We start from the raw sequence: 12,767 nt of genomic DNA, 5'->3' as shown, positions 1-12,767 counted from the left end.
GTGACCAAATAGCAGGCTAAGGAGACCCGCATGACCGACACCGAAGACGGCCCCAAGGACGACACCATCGAGCCGAGCGCTCACTACCAGCGCATGCGGCAGGCCTACTGGTCCGCCGCCGACGCCTTCCGCGAGACCGCCATCGCGGAGGTCTGCGCCCTCATGCCCGAGGGCGTCCACGCGGTCCTCCTCGAGCTCAACGAGACCCCGCGCCTCGCGGTCACCGACCTCGTCGACTCGGACTTCAACAGCCTCATGGAGAAGTGGGACCCCAGCCCGGAGCTCGACGCGATCGACCACGTCTTCTTCGAGATGGAGCTGCACACCTGGGACGACGCCGACAACCTCCTCCGTCGCCACGGCGTGAACGGCTTCATCGTCGAGCACGGGGAGGACTGCTGATGGGCGCGCTCAACGGCTTCTGGGCCCACATCGACGACCAGCTCCGCCGCATCCGCGAGGAGAAGCCCGACACCTTCGAGAAGCTCAAGGAGGTGCTCGACCCGCCCTCGTCCGGCGACGCGTTCTTCGCCGGCTCCGGCGGCGACGACCAGCTCGGCGACGCGATGAGCGACGCGGGCTGGATGGTGCACTGGCAGGAGGGCGACTACCTCTGGGTCGCTCACCACCCGATCACCGGCGCCCAGATCGAGTACGTCGAGGGCGACGTGTACGACCGGACGCCGCGATGAGCAGCGCGATCATCCTCCGCTGCGACGTGCCGGGCTGCACCTCCGTCTACGGCGACCTCAGCATCTACCCGGCGAGCAGCCTCTACACGGAGCGCCGTGCCGCTCGGAAGAGGGGGTGGTCGGAGACCCGCGTGCCGAGCCCGTTCCTGACCCCCGAGTCCGAGCCGTGGGAGCTCAAGACGTTCGTGCTCGACCGCTGCCCGGCCCACAAGAAGGTGCTGATGCGGCTGGCCCTGGGCGACCGCCCCAACACGTACCGCATCCAGATCAAGGAGAAGTGACCATGCCCCACACGATGGACGAGGTCGAGGCGCGCATCCGCACCGCGGCCGCCGAGGACCCGCAGGCGCTCGTGCAGCTCCGCGGCTACCTCGACACCTGGATCCGCCACGCCGAGTTCCCGAAGCTCTTCGTCGTCGAGCCCGACACCACGGAGCTGACCGCGCGCCGCGAGCGCGTCGAGGAGGCCTTCAACGCCGCCAAGGGGCACGACGCCCTGGACCTCGCCGCCGAGCTGGACGTGATCGACGAGGAGCTCGCCCGCACGCCGTGGCTGCGCTGCCCGGTCTGCGGCGACGACGTCGACCCCGACTCGCTCTTCGCCGTCGACGAGGCGCTGCGGGAGACCGCGGCCACGCGCTACGACTCCGAGGGCTACCCGCTGGTCGAGTTCGACTACGACGGGGACGCCGACTTCGACGGCCTCTACTACCGCCACGGCGACACGCGCTCGGCGCACGCCGTGCGGCTCCCGGACGGGTGGCACGAGGCATGAGCATGACCCCCGCCCAGCGCACCGCGCTCAGCGACGCCGACGACAACGGCCGGCTCTGGGAGCGCGCCGCTGGCAAGGACCCGTCGCCCCACACGGCGACCGCCCGCGTGCTCAACTCCCTCGTCCGCCTCGGCAAGCTCATCCCCGAGACCGTGCGCGGCATGGGCCCGCAGAGCTACCTCGTCGCCGACTCCGCCGCGGGCCGCGCGACCAAGCAGCGCTTCACCGAGGCGGCCGACGCCGTCAAGGCGCAGCTGCGCCAGTCCGACACCCCGATCTACGACAGCCTCAAGAAGGAGACCCCGTGACCGACATCCGCGAGCTGCTGCGTCGCTACGACGCCCTGGCCGCCGAGCGCGCCGACTACAACGCCGCCGAGGAGACGGCCGAGCCGGCGACGGCGAGCGAGTGGGAGCGCAACGACGAGCAGTTCGTCCTCATCGCCGACGAGCTGGCGGCCGCCATCCGCGAGCACGCCGTCCTGACCCCGCAGGCCCTCGCCGACCTGCTCACCGACGCCGTCGACGACTGGAACGCGCCGGGCTCGCTCGCCGAGCGCGACGTCGATGACTGGGCCCGGAAGGTCGCCGCGCAGGCGATCGCCGGCGACGACATCGACACGGTCGAGGAGGACGAGGACTGATGCTCGACGACGCCCCCATGTTCACCACCCGCATCTCGACCTCCGACCCGCACCACGTCGAGTTCGTCAACGAGGCGGCCCCGCGCGGCCAGCGCGAGCAGGGCATCACGGTCACCGCCGGCATGAGCACGATCGACCCCGACGTGAAGCTCGTGATGATCGACACCCAGGAGGGCACCGGCCGCGTCCGGGTCGTTCTCAACGACGACACGCTCTACGACGGCGACCCGGAGACCACGCCCGACCGCACCCCGGAGGAGGTGGTCGGCGCGGTCCTGCAGCGGTGGGTCGACGGGGCCGAGCACGCCGAGACGCTCTACATCCCCGAGTCGCTCGAGGGTCGCGCCCGGTGGTTCGACCTCCCCGAGGACCAGCTGCCGCTGCTGCTCGACATCGCCCGCGAGGCCCTCCGATGACCGGGCTCGGCGACCGCTGGTCGCTCGGCTCCTTCGGGCGCACCACGATCGCCTGGCGCGAGGACCGCGTCGTCGAGTTCTTCGTCGGCGAGGAGGCCCAGCGCCAGGCCCGCGAGTACATCGACCGGCGCATTGACGCCGAGCCGGGCACCCGCTGGCACCCGTTCCACACCACGCTCGGCAAGAGCGCGACCTTCCTCGCCGCCGCAGCGTCGGAGGTGCGCGAGCAGTACCGCCGCGAGTGGGCGCGCGAGCCCGTCGGGATCTTCCCGCGGCTCTACGTGCACCCCGACCACGTCGACATGCTCGCCGAGCGCGTCGTCGTCAAGCCCGAAGGAGTCCTCGTCGCGTGACCCGCGTCATCACCCTCGTCCGCATCCCTTACACCGACCCGTCGGACCTGGGCTTCGGCGACATCACCTGGGGCTACGCCGGCACGCCGGCGGCCGAGGACGTCGCCGACGACTACGCCGCCGAGGCGCACGCCGAGCACCACGACCACGTCGCGACACACGTCTCCCGCCTCCTTGACCTCGACATCCAGGCCGACGACGATGCCGGGGCGATCACCGACGCCCTGCATGGCCTGCTGCCCTTCATCGAGGACGGCGCGTTCGACCACCCGAGCTACCTGCTCGCCAAGCACGACCCCCGGAGGATCCCGTGACCAAGCTCAGCACCGAGGCCCTCGCGGCCGTCGAGACCACCCGCCAGCGTTGGCGCCGCTTCAAGGACATCGAGTCAAGTGCCGAGGCGATCATCCGCGCCCGCGTCGCCGAGGAGCTGGGGGAGCAGATCCACCAGGCCAAGCTCGACCTGGCCAACTCGCTGCGCGACGCCATCGCCGTGCCGACCATGACGAAGGTCGCGCTGCGCAGCGTCACGACGAAGCACCCCGGCACGCTCGAGAAGTACCTCAGCTACGGCAGCGAGCCGGAGCGGGTGCTCACCGAGGCCGTCAGCTCGGTCGGGCTCAGCATCGAGTGGTGGGAGCGCGACGGGTCGCTGCTCATCGTGCTCGACCCGCGAACGATCGTCTCCACCACCGTCGACCGCGACGAGCCGCGCTTCTGGCACGGCCACTACACGGTCATCACCCGCCAGGCCGACGGCATGCGCTTCGTGCGCCCCGTCGACGACGAGTCGGACACCGGCGAGGGCATCACGGAGTGGCTGCGCGATCGCTCCCACACCGAGGTCGTGCTCGACTGGGTGGACGTCCACCCGCGGTAGCCAGCTAATCGAGAGGAGGTGGCGCATGACGCTCACCCAGGTACTATCACAACCCGTGGACAAGCTACGGGCCATCGCCGAGGCTGGCCGCGTCTGGCGGGCCAACATCGCCGACCTCGCCGAGATGCGAGAGCGCATCCGGGCCGAGGCCGAGCGCCAGATCGAGGAGGAGACCGCGCGCCGCCGCGCCGTGGCCGCCGCTGCGATCCACGAGGCGATCGAGTCGGGCGCGAGCAAGGCCGCGCTGCGCGCCGAGACCACGAAGGACCACTGGGACTTCGAGGCCTACGTCGACCTCGGCAAGGAGCTCGCCGAGGGCAACGTCGACGCCCAGTGGACGAGCCGGAAGCGGGTGACGAAGTGAGCTTCTTCCAGCGCATGGACGCCCTCGCCGCCGGCGCAAAGCCGCCCAAGAAGCCGCGGGCCAAGAAGCCCGCCCCCAAGCCGGAGCCGGAGGTCGTCGCCCCCGAGGCGGCCCCGGCTCCCGAGCCCCGTCGCCGCGCGAACCCCGTCAAGGCGACCCACGTCCGCATGCTCGTGCGGCACATCGCCTCGGACGACCACAAGCCGCGCCGCGACGGCCTCACGCCGTGCTGCTCGAAGGTCATGGGCCGCGTGGTCCCCGGCGCCACCCAGCACGACTGGGCCGACGCGATCAACGACCACCCCGAGGAGGCAACGATCGGATGAAGTACGGCCCCTTCGACCCCCGCTACCCCGACGGCTTCCTCGAGGATGGCGAGACGCCGTCCGGCACGATCCGCGAGGACCAGGAGTGGAAGATCCAGCGGGTCTGCTCCGAGCCCACCCGCGGCGCGCTGATCGCCGACGACATGGGCAAGGGGAAAACCCTGATGGCGACGGAAATTGCCCTCCGCAAGATGGCCGCGGGGGAGTGGCGGCGCGTGCTCATCGTCGGCATCCGCGACACCGGCAAGCAGTGGGCCGAGAGCTTCCGCGAGCAGTCCGATGGCCGCGTGCAGCTGCGCCTCATGCGCTCCGACGAGGAGGGCGAGAAGAACTGGAAGGCGTTCATCGAGGACGGCGCGCCCGGCGTCTACTTCGCCGGCATCCAGTGGCTCACCTCGCGGGACTGGTCGTCGATGGAGGTCATGGACCACAACGGCCGCCCGAAGCTGCAGATCGACAAGAAGACCAAGAAGCCGATCCCGGTCCTCGACAAGGCCACGGGCGAGCAGGCGGTCGACGACGCCGGCGACCCGGTGTGGAAGATCGAGACCCAGTCGGTGCACGACAACGTATTCCGGTTCCTCAAGGCGAAGAAGCGCCACCTCGACGCGATGATCTTCGATGAGGTGCACAAGATGCAGAACCGCCACTCGAACACGGCGCACACGATCACCTCGATCAAGAGCGACTGGCGCATCGGCCTCTCCGGCACCTTCATGGGCAACCTCTTCGAGGGCGCCTGGAAGGTGACGCGCTGGATCTGGCCGGACGTCGTCGACGCCTCCTTCGTGCGCTGGAAGCGGCAGTGGGCCACGCTCGTGAAGCCGGTCGACGCGAAGGGCCGCGAGATTCCCGACACGCTCTACGGCGACAACTCCAAGATCACCGGGGAGCTCGTCGAGGGCGCCTACGTCAAGCAGCTCCCCTGCTACATCCGCGACGAGCCCGAGCCCGTGCCGCCGCCGCGCGTCGTGAAGGTGCAGCTCACGCCCGAGCAGCGCGAGCAGTACCGCCAGCTCGAGAAGCTCTCGATGACCTGGCTCGAGGCCCGCTTCGGCGACCGAGAGCCGCTGATCGCGGACCTGCCGATCACCCAGCGGCAGCGCCTGCGCACGGCGACGCTCGGCGAGATGCGCTTCGACGAGGAGATGAAGGTCTCCTTCGACGTCGAGTGCGCCAGCTCGAAGCTCAACACCGCCGAGTTCGTGCTGCGCAACATCTGGAAGGAGCAGCCGGTCCTGATCGGCGTGCACTCGATGGCGTTCGCCAAGGTCGCGGCCGCCCGGCTGCAGGTCCGCGGGCTCGGCGCGCAGGTCTGGCACGGCCAGGTGCCGAAGAAGGAGCGCGACGCGCTCAAGGAGCGCTTCATCGCCCGCGACCCGAGCGTGCGCTACCTGGTCGCGACTATCCCCTCGATCGGCACCGGCGTCGACGGGCTGCAGAAGGCCTGCAGCAAGATCCTCTGGCTCGAGCGGAGCGAGAACCGCGCCGACAACCTGCAGTTCGTCAAGCGGATCTTCCGGCCGGGCATGACGCTGGACTTCGGCGCCTTCGAGCACGCCGAGCTGGTGGCCGAGGGGACGATCGACGAGGGCATCATCGTCCGGCAGGACGAGATGAACCGCAGCATGACGGCGTCGCTCCGCGTGGCGGCTTGACTCGAATTGCCCGCTAAATGGTACGGTGGCCCGACCCGGGGCCGCCCACGCCGCCGATACACCCGCCGCGCCCGTCAGATAGCTGGCTATCCGCGCAGAGCAAGGAGCACCCCGACCATGGATTGGAGAGTTCACGAAGTGTCCGCCACCGAGACCGCCCCCTCGCCGACCGAGGCCACCGTCACCGCGCTCGAGAACCGCGACAGCCCCCGCGTGAAGCGCGCCGGCGACACCCGCCGCGCCCGCCAGGAGCGCGCCGCCGAGCTGCGCAACGTCGAGCGCCAGCGCCGCGCCGCCCAGCGCGCGGCCGAGGGCTCGAAGCCGGCGCTGCGCTTCTCCGCCGCCCACGCCTGGGTGCTCATCACCCTGCTCGTGCTCGCGGCCTTCATGGCGATCGCGTCGTTCGTCGTCAGCTTCGACGGGCTCGCCGGCGCCGCCCTCTGGGCCGTCGGGGACACCTGGCTCCGCTTCGCGGTGCCGGCCATGTTCGACGTCGCCATCCTCGTCTTCACGCTCAAGCTCTTCCGCGACCGCGAGGAGGGCCGCAAGGTCCGGTGGTCGTGGTTCTGGATCGCCGTGCTGGCGACCGTGAGCGCCGGCGCGAACATCCTGCACACCATCTCGATCAGCCCCGCCCAGAACCAGTGGCAGCTGGCCGTCGGGTGCGTCATCGCCGGCGCCGCGCCGTTCCTGCTCGCGCTCGTCTCCGACGTCGCCGCCGACCAGGTCTTCCGCCGGCCCGATGAGGAGGCGACCGCGTGAGCACCAGGAAGGAGCTGCGCCAGAAGCTCCGCAACGCCAAGCGCGACCTGCGGGTGACCAAGCAGCTCCGCCTCGAGTGGATCGCCGACGGCCTCTTCGACCGCGCCGAGTACCTCGCCTCGGTGGTGGCCAGCATCCGGCTCGACATCGCGCGGATCCGCGACGAGCTGCGCACCAAGCCGATCCTCCGCCTGCCCATCCCCGACTTCCGCCCCGCGGCCTAGGAGCAACACCGTGCCCACCCCCGAGGACGAGCAGGTCGAGCTGCTCACCGGCTTCGCCGCCTGGTCGAAGAGCCAGCAAACGAAGGATCCCGACTCGTCGCCCCGCGCCTACATCGAGTACCGGCGCACTCAGGAGGCCCTCCTGGCGTACGGCGAGGCGTCGAACGGGATCGAGCAGGTGATGGACACGCTCCGCACGATCCTCGACCTCGAGCCCCCCGCCGACGCGGCCGCGTTCCGCGGGGCGTGCCGCATGGCCCTCGGAGAGCTCGAGCGGCTCCCGCTGGCCATCGAGACGGCCGGCTGATGGGCGTCGCCAAGAGGCGCGCCCAGAGCCACATCAGGAACCAGGCGGACCACGAGTTCGAGGAGGCGCACGCCGAATCCGTCGAGCTCAAGTGCCGCAAGGAGGAGAACTGGCGCTACTACGTCGGCTTCAAGCCGTCGGAGCGCCCGAGCCCGGAGGGTGCGCACCGGCTCTGCCACGGCGTGGCCGGCGCCTCCGAGCCCTGCCCGCTGATCGAGGCGTGCAAGGCGTTCGCGCACAACCTCCCCGCCGGCGTCGCTGACGGCGTATGGGGCGGTCAGGTGTGGATCGACGGGATCATCCAGACCGACTAGTCGGCCCCAGGAGTAACGACTCGTCGACCCCCATTACCTGATATCCAACTGAATAGCGAGAAATCCGCATTGCGATTTGCCCGCTAAATCAATTAGCTTGTTGGTCACAGGCGGTCACACCGACCGCCCCAGATTGGAGGCTCAAGTGATTCGGCACATCGCCCGTAGGAGGTGATCGGCTCCCCACGACAATGACGACGCGAGGGAGCTGCGCAGATCAGGACCACACCGCGAGCGGCCCGAGGAGCACGAACATCCTCGGGCCGCTGCCGGTATTCAACCCCAGCCCATCACCAGGAGGAAGCCACTGTGAGCATGACCCCAGACGAGATGAGGGACTTCACCGTCCGTCTCTTCAACCCGCGCACCGAGCGCGACGCGCAGGTCGAGGTCGGAGCCTCGAACCTGTCCAACCCCTGCGACCGCTGCCGCGCGTTCGAGATTGCCGGCACCGAGCGCAGCGACCGCATCATGGACGGCGCCTGGGGCGGCCGTGTGATCGGCACCTCCATCCACGGCCGACTCGACGGCAACGCCAAGACGGCGATCGAGACCGCCAACGAGCACGGCGACGACCTCGCGCAGCTCGGCTGGCTCTACCCCGGCATGCAGGCCGAGCGCAAGATGTGCCTCGGCGAGCTGCTCCCCGGCCGGCCGATCTGGTCGAGCACGGACCTCTACATCGAGTCGCGGGCCGTGCTCGTCGACTACAAGAACACCGACCTGCGCAAGCTCGCCTTCCTCGTCGACGCGCTCGGCATCGTGCGCGGCACGGGTCCGGTGTTCGGCCGCGACCACCAGATGGTCGTCGTGCTCGAGCCCAACGTCGTGAAGAGCGGCGCCAACAAGGGCTCGATCGTCTACCGCAAGGCCGTCGAGGGCGTCTCGGAGCGCGTCTACGCGGCCGAAATCGCCCACGCGCTCTACAAGATCGAGCGCTACTCCCGGCAGCTGCACCTCTACGGCATGGGCCTCGAGAACGAGGGCCTTCCCGTCGAGCAGCTCTTCCTCAACTTCATCGCCCGCGACTCCGCCATGACGGTCGACAACCGCCAGAGCGAGCGCTACATGGATGAGGCCGCACCGCGCGGTGTCCGCTCCATCGCCTTCGGCTACAGCCGCGACTACGCCGTCGGCATCTGGAAGGACGCGCAGGCGATGGCCAAGGCGCTCGAGGACGGCACGAAGACGCCGCTCGACTACGCCAGCCACCCGCACTGCGGGGTCTGCGCCGCCGAGGCCAAGAACGAGGCGAAGCTCGCCCCGGTCGCCGCGATCGATACGCCGGTTAGCCAGCAATCCGCCGGCGACCCGTGGGCCGCGCTGGCCGCCGAGAAGGCGGGGGTGGCGGCGTGAACTGCCTCGACTGCGGATCCGGCGACACGGAGGTCTATGAGGGCGAGTACCCCGGCGAGCCCGACGTGCTGCACTGCTACGACTGCGGCGCGGACGAGGAGCTGTGAGCGGCACCGCCGGCGGCCTCCTCGAGGTCGTCGAGACCACGCCCGTCGCCGCCCCGCGCGAGCCGGGCGACCACGACACCCTCGCCCACTACGCGCGCAAGGAGGCCATCCTCGAGGCGCGCGTGCTCGGGATCCCGTGCGAGGCCCTCTGCGGCAAGCTCTGGATCCCGTCGAGGGACGAGACCCAGTACCCGGTCTGCCCGGAGTGCAAGGACAAGTACGAGCAGCTGCTCGACGAGTGACGAAGGAGACCACCATGGAGAAGCTGAGCGACAAGCTCATCAACTGGGCCTCGATCCTCGAGCCCGACACCAAGGAGCAGGCGCTGCGCACCTCGCGGCTCCCGTTCGTGCAGCCGCACATGGCGCTCATGCCGGACGCCCACCTCGGGCTCGGCGCGACCGTCGGCTCCGTCATCCCGACGGAGCGCGCGATCATCCCGGCCGCCGTCGGCGTCGACATCGGCTGCGGCATGATCGCCGTGCGCACCCAGTGGACGGAGGACGAGCTGCGGTCGAAGATCGACCTCAGCTACCTGCGCCGCTCCATCGAGGCGCGCATCCCGCTGAGCGCCGGCAAGTACAACCAGCGCATCGAGTGGGACCCCGCGGCCAAGCGCGTCGCCTCGCTCGAGCTGCTGGCCGAGCGCAGCGGCCTCGACATCGACCAGGTCGCCGGCAACTGGCGCCTGCAGCTCGGCTCCCTCGGCTCCGGCAACCACTTCATCGAGGTGAGCGTCGACGAGGCGAGCCGCGTCTGGCTCTTCCTGCACTCGGGATCCCGCGGCGTCGGCAACAAGCTCGCCCAGCAGCACATCAAGGTCGCTCGTGACCTCGCCGAGCGCTACTACATCCCGCTCGAGGACCCCGACCTGGCCTACCTCGTCGAGGACACCGACGAGTTCTGGGCGTACATCCGCGCGCTCCGCTGGGCGCAGGACTTCGCGCTCAAGAACCGCGAGGAGATGATGGACCGCGTCATCGCCCAGCTCGAGCTGGCGACCGGCGAGGACGTCATCGAGGAGCAGCGCATCAACTGCCACCACAACTACACCGCGAAGGAGAAGCACTTCGGCCGCGACCTCTGGGTCTCCCGGAAGGGCGCGATCGACGCGCACCTCGGCGTGCCCGGCCTCATCCCCGGCTCCATGGGCACCCGCTCGTACGTCGTCGAGGGCAAGGGCAACCGCGCCGCGCTCTGCACCGCGCCCCACGGTGCCGGCCGCGAGTACAGCCGCTCGAAGGCCCGCAAGACCTTCACGATGGACCAGCTCGAGGAGGCGATGACCGGCATCGAGTGGAACCGCAGCGAGGCCTTCCTCGACGAGATTCCGTCGGCGTACAAGGACATCGACCAGGTCATGGCGGACGCCGACGACCTCGTCGACATCCAGCACGTCCTGCGGCAGATCGTCAACGTGAAGGGCGACTGATGTCCACCGCCGCCGAGCAGCGCGCCGCCCACGAGCGCTCGCCCTTCAAGGGCCTCACCCGCGACCCCCGCGACGTGCAGGCCCCGCCCGGATCCATCAACGCGCAGCTGCTCGAGCTGCCGGAGCAGCGCTTCTACACGCACGACGTGAAGGGCATGCTGCTCCTGCTCCCGCGTACCGGCCTGATCGTCGTGCCGTTCCAGGAAAGCGGCGACAGCCACTGGTCGTGCGTCGTCGTCGACGGCAGCGCGGTTACGAAGGAGGACGGCAGCCACCCGTACCCCCGAGGCGGCTACCACATCGACGTCTCGGAGCTCGAGCTGACCACCGCGATCGAGCTGACGGTCGTCCGCTGATGGCCGGCCGCAGGGCCGAGCTCAAGAAGATCCTCGACGGGCTCGCCGCTCAGGGGGCCACGATCCGCCGGAAGAACGACGACTCCTTCGTCGTCTACCCGCCGAACGGATCGCGGCCCCTGAGCCTGCACACCACCCCATCGGACAGGCGCGCGAACCTCAATGACCGCGCCATGTTCCGACGAGCGGGCTTCCACTGGCCGCTCGACCCCATCCCCGACCACTAGATGTGGGAGCGACACACCGACCCCACCACCAGGCTTGATTAGCCAGCAAATCGCAGATACCGTGACGAACCCAGGAGGAAATGACATGACCGACACCACCGCGGCCCCCGAGGCCGCCCCGAAGCTGAGCCTCGCTGCACTGGCTGACGTCCTCGGCGCCAAGACCAAGAACTCCGCCACGCTGGGGAAGCCCTCGTGCATGGCGTTCATGGGCGAGCCGGGCACCGGCAAGTCCACGCTGCTCGGCGGGATCATCAAGGTCCCCGCCTACAAGGACGCGAAGGTCGCCTACGTCGACGTCGAGAACGGCACCGACGTGTGGGCGCTCGACCCGCAGATCACGCACGCCGTCGAGACCGGCCAGATCCAGGTCATCAACATCGACAAGACCGACCCGATGACCTCGAAGCCGCTGCTCGACCAGCTCCTCGGCTACACCGACGCGAACGGCCAGAAGCACGTCGGCGCGCTGCTGTCCGACTCGGTCGACGTCGACGTCATCGCGCTCGACACCTTCTCGACCCTGCAGGAGATTGGCCTCGCGTACTTCATGGCCACCTGCAAGACCACGGACGGCCGCCAGGACCCGCTCGCCGCCTACGGGGCGCTCGCCACCTGGACGAACGACATCCTGTGGGCCCTGCAGAACGGCCGCCCGCTCGGCCTCGTCTCCTCGCACACGATGGAGAAGAAGGACAAGAAGACCGGCATCGACAAGATGACGATGAAGCTCGCGGGCTCCGCGAAGGACAACGTCGCCGCGATCCCGGACCTCGTCGCCCACATCGGGTGGGAGGAGCGCGAGGACGAGGAGCCCCGCTACTCGCACCTCGTCGCGAACATGAGCCAGAGCCCGTACATCACGGTGAAGAACCGCTACGGCTTCACGGAGCCGTTCTGGGACTTCTCGCTCCCGTCGCTCTTCGCCGCCATCGACGAGAAGATCGCCGGCACCCACGCCGTGATCGCCGCCGTCACCAAGTCCACCAGCAAGTAACCCACCAACAGGAGGAACAGCCACCATGGCTCTCTCGCAGGCAACGCTCGACGCCCTCAACAAGGGCAACGGCGGCGGCGGTCGACAGGCCGCGCTCCCGGACGGAACGAGGGTCCCCGTGACCATCGCGCCGTCGAAGAAGGACATCGGCTACATCGAGCGCGAGCCGCACGCCAAGTCCGGCCCGAACGCCCAGATCACCGCGATGCGGATGCGCTTCGTCGTCCCGGCGGGGCACCAGTACGCCAACCGCAACTTCTTCGCCAACGTGCCGACGTCGCTCGAGCAGTTCGGTCGCGACGGCAGCATCGTGCCGTCGTACCAGTCGATCGGCCTCATCAAGGCCCTCGGCTATGAGGTTGAGGACATCGACGAGGACACCCTCGCGAAGCTCACCGACCGCGAGCTGCTGAACAAGCCGCTCGAGCTGGTGCTCGGCGTCGAGGACGACCCGCGGTTCGACCGCACCAACGCCGACGAGGTGGCCAAGGAGGCGCAGAACCCGCTGTACGCCAAGCGCAACTTCGTCCGGTTCATCAACCGCCCGTCGTCGACCGCGCCCACCGCGGCCCCCGCCG

General features: G+C 69.5%; 24 protein-coding genes. All 24 read left to right on the top strand.

Annotation, left to right across the window (positions count from 1 at the left end; all coding sequences use genetic code 11):
- The first annotated feature begins 30 nt into the window (after positions 1-30).
- Positions 31-402 (top strand): hypothetical protein, encoded by a 372-nt coding sequence (locus tag ACTHM3_RS07525; protein WP_440405497.1) that lies wholly within the window; start codon positions 31-33, stop codon positions 400-402.
- Complete coding sequence (locus tag ACTHM3_RS07520) at positions 402-692, top strand: hypothetical protein (protein WP_440405496.1); 291 nt, start codon at positions 402-404, stop codon at positions 690-692. The genes ACTHM3_RS07525 and ACTHM3_RS07520 overlap by 1 nt, the downstream gene beginning before the upstream one ends.
- Entirely contained in the window at positions 689-973 is a 285-nt protein-coding gene (locus ACTHM3_RS07515) for a hypothetical protein (protein WP_440405495.1), read from the top strand. Before ACTHM3_RS07520 ends, ACTHM3_RS07515 begins: the two co-directional genes overlap by 4 nt.
- 2 nt (positions 974-975) lie before the next feature.
- The gene (locus ACTHM3_RS07510) at positions 976-1,467 is read left to right on the top strand and encodes a hypothetical protein (protein WP_440405494.1); all 492 of its coding nucleotides are present in this window, start codon (positions 976-978) and stop codon (positions 1,465-1,467) included.
- Positions 1,464-1,775 carry a hypothetical protein gene (locus tag ACTHM3_RS07505; protein ID WP_440405493.1) on the top strand — a complete coding sequence of 104 codons (312 nt, stop codon included), beginning with the start codon at positions 1,464-1,466 and terminating at the stop codon, positions 1,773-1,775. Before ACTHM3_RS07510 ends, ACTHM3_RS07505 begins: the two co-directional genes overlap by 4 nt.
- On the top strand, positions 1,772-2,110 hold the full coding sequence (locus ACTHM3_RS07500) for a hypothetical protein (RefSeq protein WP_440405492.1): 339 nt from the start codon (positions 1,772-1,774) through the stop codon (positions 2,108-2,110). The genes ACTHM3_RS07505 and ACTHM3_RS07500 overlap by 4 nt, the downstream gene beginning before the upstream one ends.
- Positions 2,110-2,526 carry a hypothetical protein gene (locus ACTHM3_RS07495; RefSeq protein WP_440405491.1) on the top strand — a complete coding sequence of 139 codons (417 nt, stop codon included), beginning with the start codon at positions 2,110-2,112 and terminating at the stop codon, positions 2,524-2,526. Before ACTHM3_RS07500 ends, ACTHM3_RS07495 begins: the two co-directional genes overlap by 1 nt.
- The gene (locus ACTHM3_RS07490) at positions 2,523-2,879 is read left to right on the top strand and encodes a hypothetical protein (RefSeq protein WP_440405490.1); all 357 of its coding nucleotides are present in this window, start codon (positions 2,523-2,525) and stop codon (positions 2,877-2,879) included. Before ACTHM3_RS07495 ends, ACTHM3_RS07490 begins: the two co-directional genes overlap by 4 nt.
- Complete coding sequence (locus ACTHM3_RS07485; protein WP_440405489.1) at positions 2,876-3,193, top strand: hypothetical protein; 318 nt, start codon at positions 2,876-2,878, stop codon at positions 3,191-3,193. Before ACTHM3_RS07490 ends, ACTHM3_RS07485 begins: the two co-directional genes overlap by 4 nt.
- A complete protein-coding gene (locus ACTHM3_RS07480) occupies positions 3,190-3,759 on the top strand; it encodes a hypothetical protein (protein WP_440405488.1) in 570 nt (189 codons plus the stop codon). The genes ACTHM3_RS07485 and ACTHM3_RS07480 overlap by 4 nt, the downstream gene beginning before the upstream one ends.
- 25 nt (positions 3,760-3,784) lie before the next feature.
- Complete coding sequence (locus tag ACTHM3_RS07475) at positions 3,785-4,123, top strand: hypothetical protein (RefSeq protein ID WP_440405487.1); 339 nt, start codon at positions 3,785-3,787, stop codon at positions 4,121-4,123.
- Positions 4,120-4,449, top strand: coding sequence for a hypothetical protein (locus ACTHM3_RS07470; protein WP_440405486.1), 330 nt, complete (start codon positions 4,120-4,122; stop codon positions 4,447-4,449). Before ACTHM3_RS07475 ends, ACTHM3_RS07470 begins: the two co-directional genes overlap by 4 nt.
- A complete protein-coding gene (locus ACTHM3_RS07465; protein ID WP_440405485.1) occupies positions 4,446-6,107 on the top strand; it encodes an SNF2-related protein in 1,662 nt (553 codons plus the stop codon). Before ACTHM3_RS07470 ends, ACTHM3_RS07465 begins: the two co-directional genes overlap by 4 nt.
- A gap of 138 nt (positions 6,108-6,245) precedes the next feature.
- Positions 6,246-6,869 (top strand): DUF2637 domain-containing protein, encoded by a 624-nt coding sequence (locus ACTHM3_RS07460; RefSeq protein WP_440405484.1) that lies wholly within the window; start codon positions 6,246-6,248, stop codon positions 6,867-6,869.
- Positions 6,866-7,093 carry a hypothetical protein gene (locus ACTHM3_RS07455; protein WP_440405483.1) on the top strand — a complete coding sequence of 76 codons (228 nt, stop codon included), beginning with the start codon at positions 6,866-6,868 and terminating at the stop codon, positions 7,091-7,093. Before ACTHM3_RS07460 ends, ACTHM3_RS07455 begins: the two co-directional genes overlap by 4 nt.
- 10 nt (positions 7,094-7,103) lie before the next feature.
- Positions 7,104-7,400 (top strand): hypothetical protein, encoded by a 297-nt coding sequence (locus tag ACTHM3_RS07450; protein WP_440405482.1) that lies wholly within the window; start codon positions 7,104-7,106, stop codon positions 7,398-7,400.
- Positions 7,400-7,714, top strand: coding sequence for a hypothetical protein (locus ACTHM3_RS07445; RefSeq protein ID WP_440405481.1), 315 nt, complete (start codon positions 7,400-7,402; stop codon positions 7,712-7,714). The genes ACTHM3_RS07450 and ACTHM3_RS07445 overlap by 1 nt, the downstream gene beginning before the upstream one ends.
- A gap of 309 nt (positions 7,715-8,023) precedes the next feature.
- A complete protein-coding gene (locus ACTHM3_RS07440; protein WP_440405480.1) occupies positions 8,024-9,070 on the top strand; it encodes a hypothetical protein in 1,047 nt (348 codons plus the stop codon).
- A gap of 103 nt (positions 9,071-9,173) precedes the next feature.
- Positions 9,174-9,419: a DUF3039 domain-containing protein gene (locus ACTHM3_RS07435; RefSeq protein WP_440405479.1), complete on the top strand. Its 246-nt coding sequence runs from the start codon at positions 9,174-9,176 to the stop codon at positions 9,417-9,419.
- Positions 9,420-9,433: 14 nt separating this feature from the next.
- Positions 9,434-10,609, top strand: a complete 1,176-nt coding sequence (locus ACTHM3_RS07430; RefSeq protein WP_440405478.1) for an RtcB family protein — start codon at positions 9,434-9,436, stop codon at positions 10,607-10,609.
- Positions 10,609-10,965: a hypothetical protein gene (locus ACTHM3_RS07425; RefSeq protein WP_440405477.1), complete on the top strand. Its 357-nt coding sequence runs from the start codon at positions 10,609-10,611 to the stop codon at positions 10,963-10,965. Before ACTHM3_RS07430 ends, ACTHM3_RS07425 begins: the two co-directional genes overlap by 1 nt.
- A complete protein-coding gene (locus tag ACTHM3_RS07420; protein WP_440405476.1) occupies positions 10,965-11,192 on the top strand; it encodes a hypothetical protein in 228 nt (75 codons plus the stop codon). The genes ACTHM3_RS07425 and ACTHM3_RS07420 overlap by 1 nt, the downstream gene beginning before the upstream one ends.
- Positions 11,193-11,277: 85 nt before the next feature.
- Positions 11,278-12,189, top strand: a complete 912-nt coding sequence (locus ACTHM3_RS07415) for an AAA family ATPase (protein WP_440405475.1) — start codon at positions 11,278-11,280, stop codon at positions 12,187-12,189.
- A 25-nt stretch (positions 12,190-12,214) separates the two neighbouring features.
- On the top strand, positions 12,215-12,767 hold a 553-nt coding region (locus ACTHM3_RS07410; protein ID WP_440405474.1), incomplete at its 3' end, for a hypothetical protein.

This window comes from Pseudolysinimonas sp. (genome assembly GCF_051954455.1).
Lineage (GTDB): Bacteria > Actinomycetota > Actinomycetes > Actinomycetales > Microbacteriaceae > Pseudolysinimonas.
Note: the sequence above shows the minus strand (reverse complement) of the source record. Positions and strands in the feature narration are given on the sequence as shown.

Excerpts from the sequence above, each read along its gene's own strand:
- ACTHM3_RS07525 (WP_440405497.1), top strand. The coding sequence starts at position 31 with ATGACCGACACCGAAGACGGCCCCAAGGACGACACCATCGAGCCGAGC.
- ACTHM3_RS07520 (WP_440405496.1), top strand. The coding sequence starts at position 402 with ATGGGCGCGCTCAACGGCTTCTGGGCCCACATCGACGACCAGCTCCGC.
- ACTHM3_RS07515 (WP_440405495.1), top strand. The coding sequence starts at position 689 with ATGAGCAGCGCGATCATCCTCCGCTGCGACGTGCCGGGCTGCACCTCC.
- ACTHM3_RS07510 (WP_440405494.1), top strand. The coding sequence starts at position 976 with ATGCCCCACACGATGGACGAGGTCGAGGCGCGCATCCGCACCGCGGCC.
- ACTHM3_RS07505 (WP_440405493.1), top strand. The coding sequence starts at position 1,464 with ATGAGCATGACCCCCGCCCAGCGCACCGCGCTCAGCGACGCCGACGAC.
- ACTHM3_RS07495 (WP_440405491.1), top strand. The coding sequence starts at position 2,110 with ATGCTCGACGACGCCCCCATGTTCACCACCCGCATCTCGACCTCCGAC.
- ACTHM3_RS07490 (WP_440405490.1), top strand. The coding sequence starts at position 2,523 with ATGACCGGGCTCGGCGACCGCTGGTCGCTCGGCTCCTTCGGGCGCACC.
- ACTHM3_RS07475 (WP_440405487.1), top strand. The coding sequence starts at position 3,785 with ATGACGCTCACCCAGGTACTATCACAACCCGTGGACAAGCTACGGGCC.
- ACTHM3_RS07465 (WP_440405485.1), top strand. The coding sequence starts at position 4,446 with ATGAAGTACGGCCCCTTCGACCCCCGCTACCCCGACGGCTTCCTCGAG.
- ACTHM3_RS07445 (WP_440405481.1), top strand. The coding sequence starts at position 7,400 with ATGGGCGTCGCCAAGAGGCGCGCCCAGAGCCACATCAGGAACCAGGCG.
- ACTHM3_RS07430 (WP_440405478.1), top strand. The coding sequence starts at position 9,434 with ATGGAGAAGCTGAGCGACAAGCTCATCAACTGGGCCTCGATCCTCGAG.
- ACTHM3_RS07425 (WP_440405477.1), top strand. The coding sequence starts at position 10,609 with ATGTCCACCGCCGCCGAGCAGCGCGCCGCCCACGAGCGCTCGCCCTTC.
- ACTHM3_RS07420 (WP_440405476.1), top strand. The coding sequence starts at position 10,965 with ATGGCCGGCCGCAGGGCCGAGCTCAAGAAGATCCTCGACGGGCTCGCC.
- ACTHM3_RS07415 (WP_440405475.1), top strand. The coding sequence starts at position 11,278 with ATGACCGACACCACCGCGGCCCCCGAGGCCGCCCCGAAGCTGAGCCTC.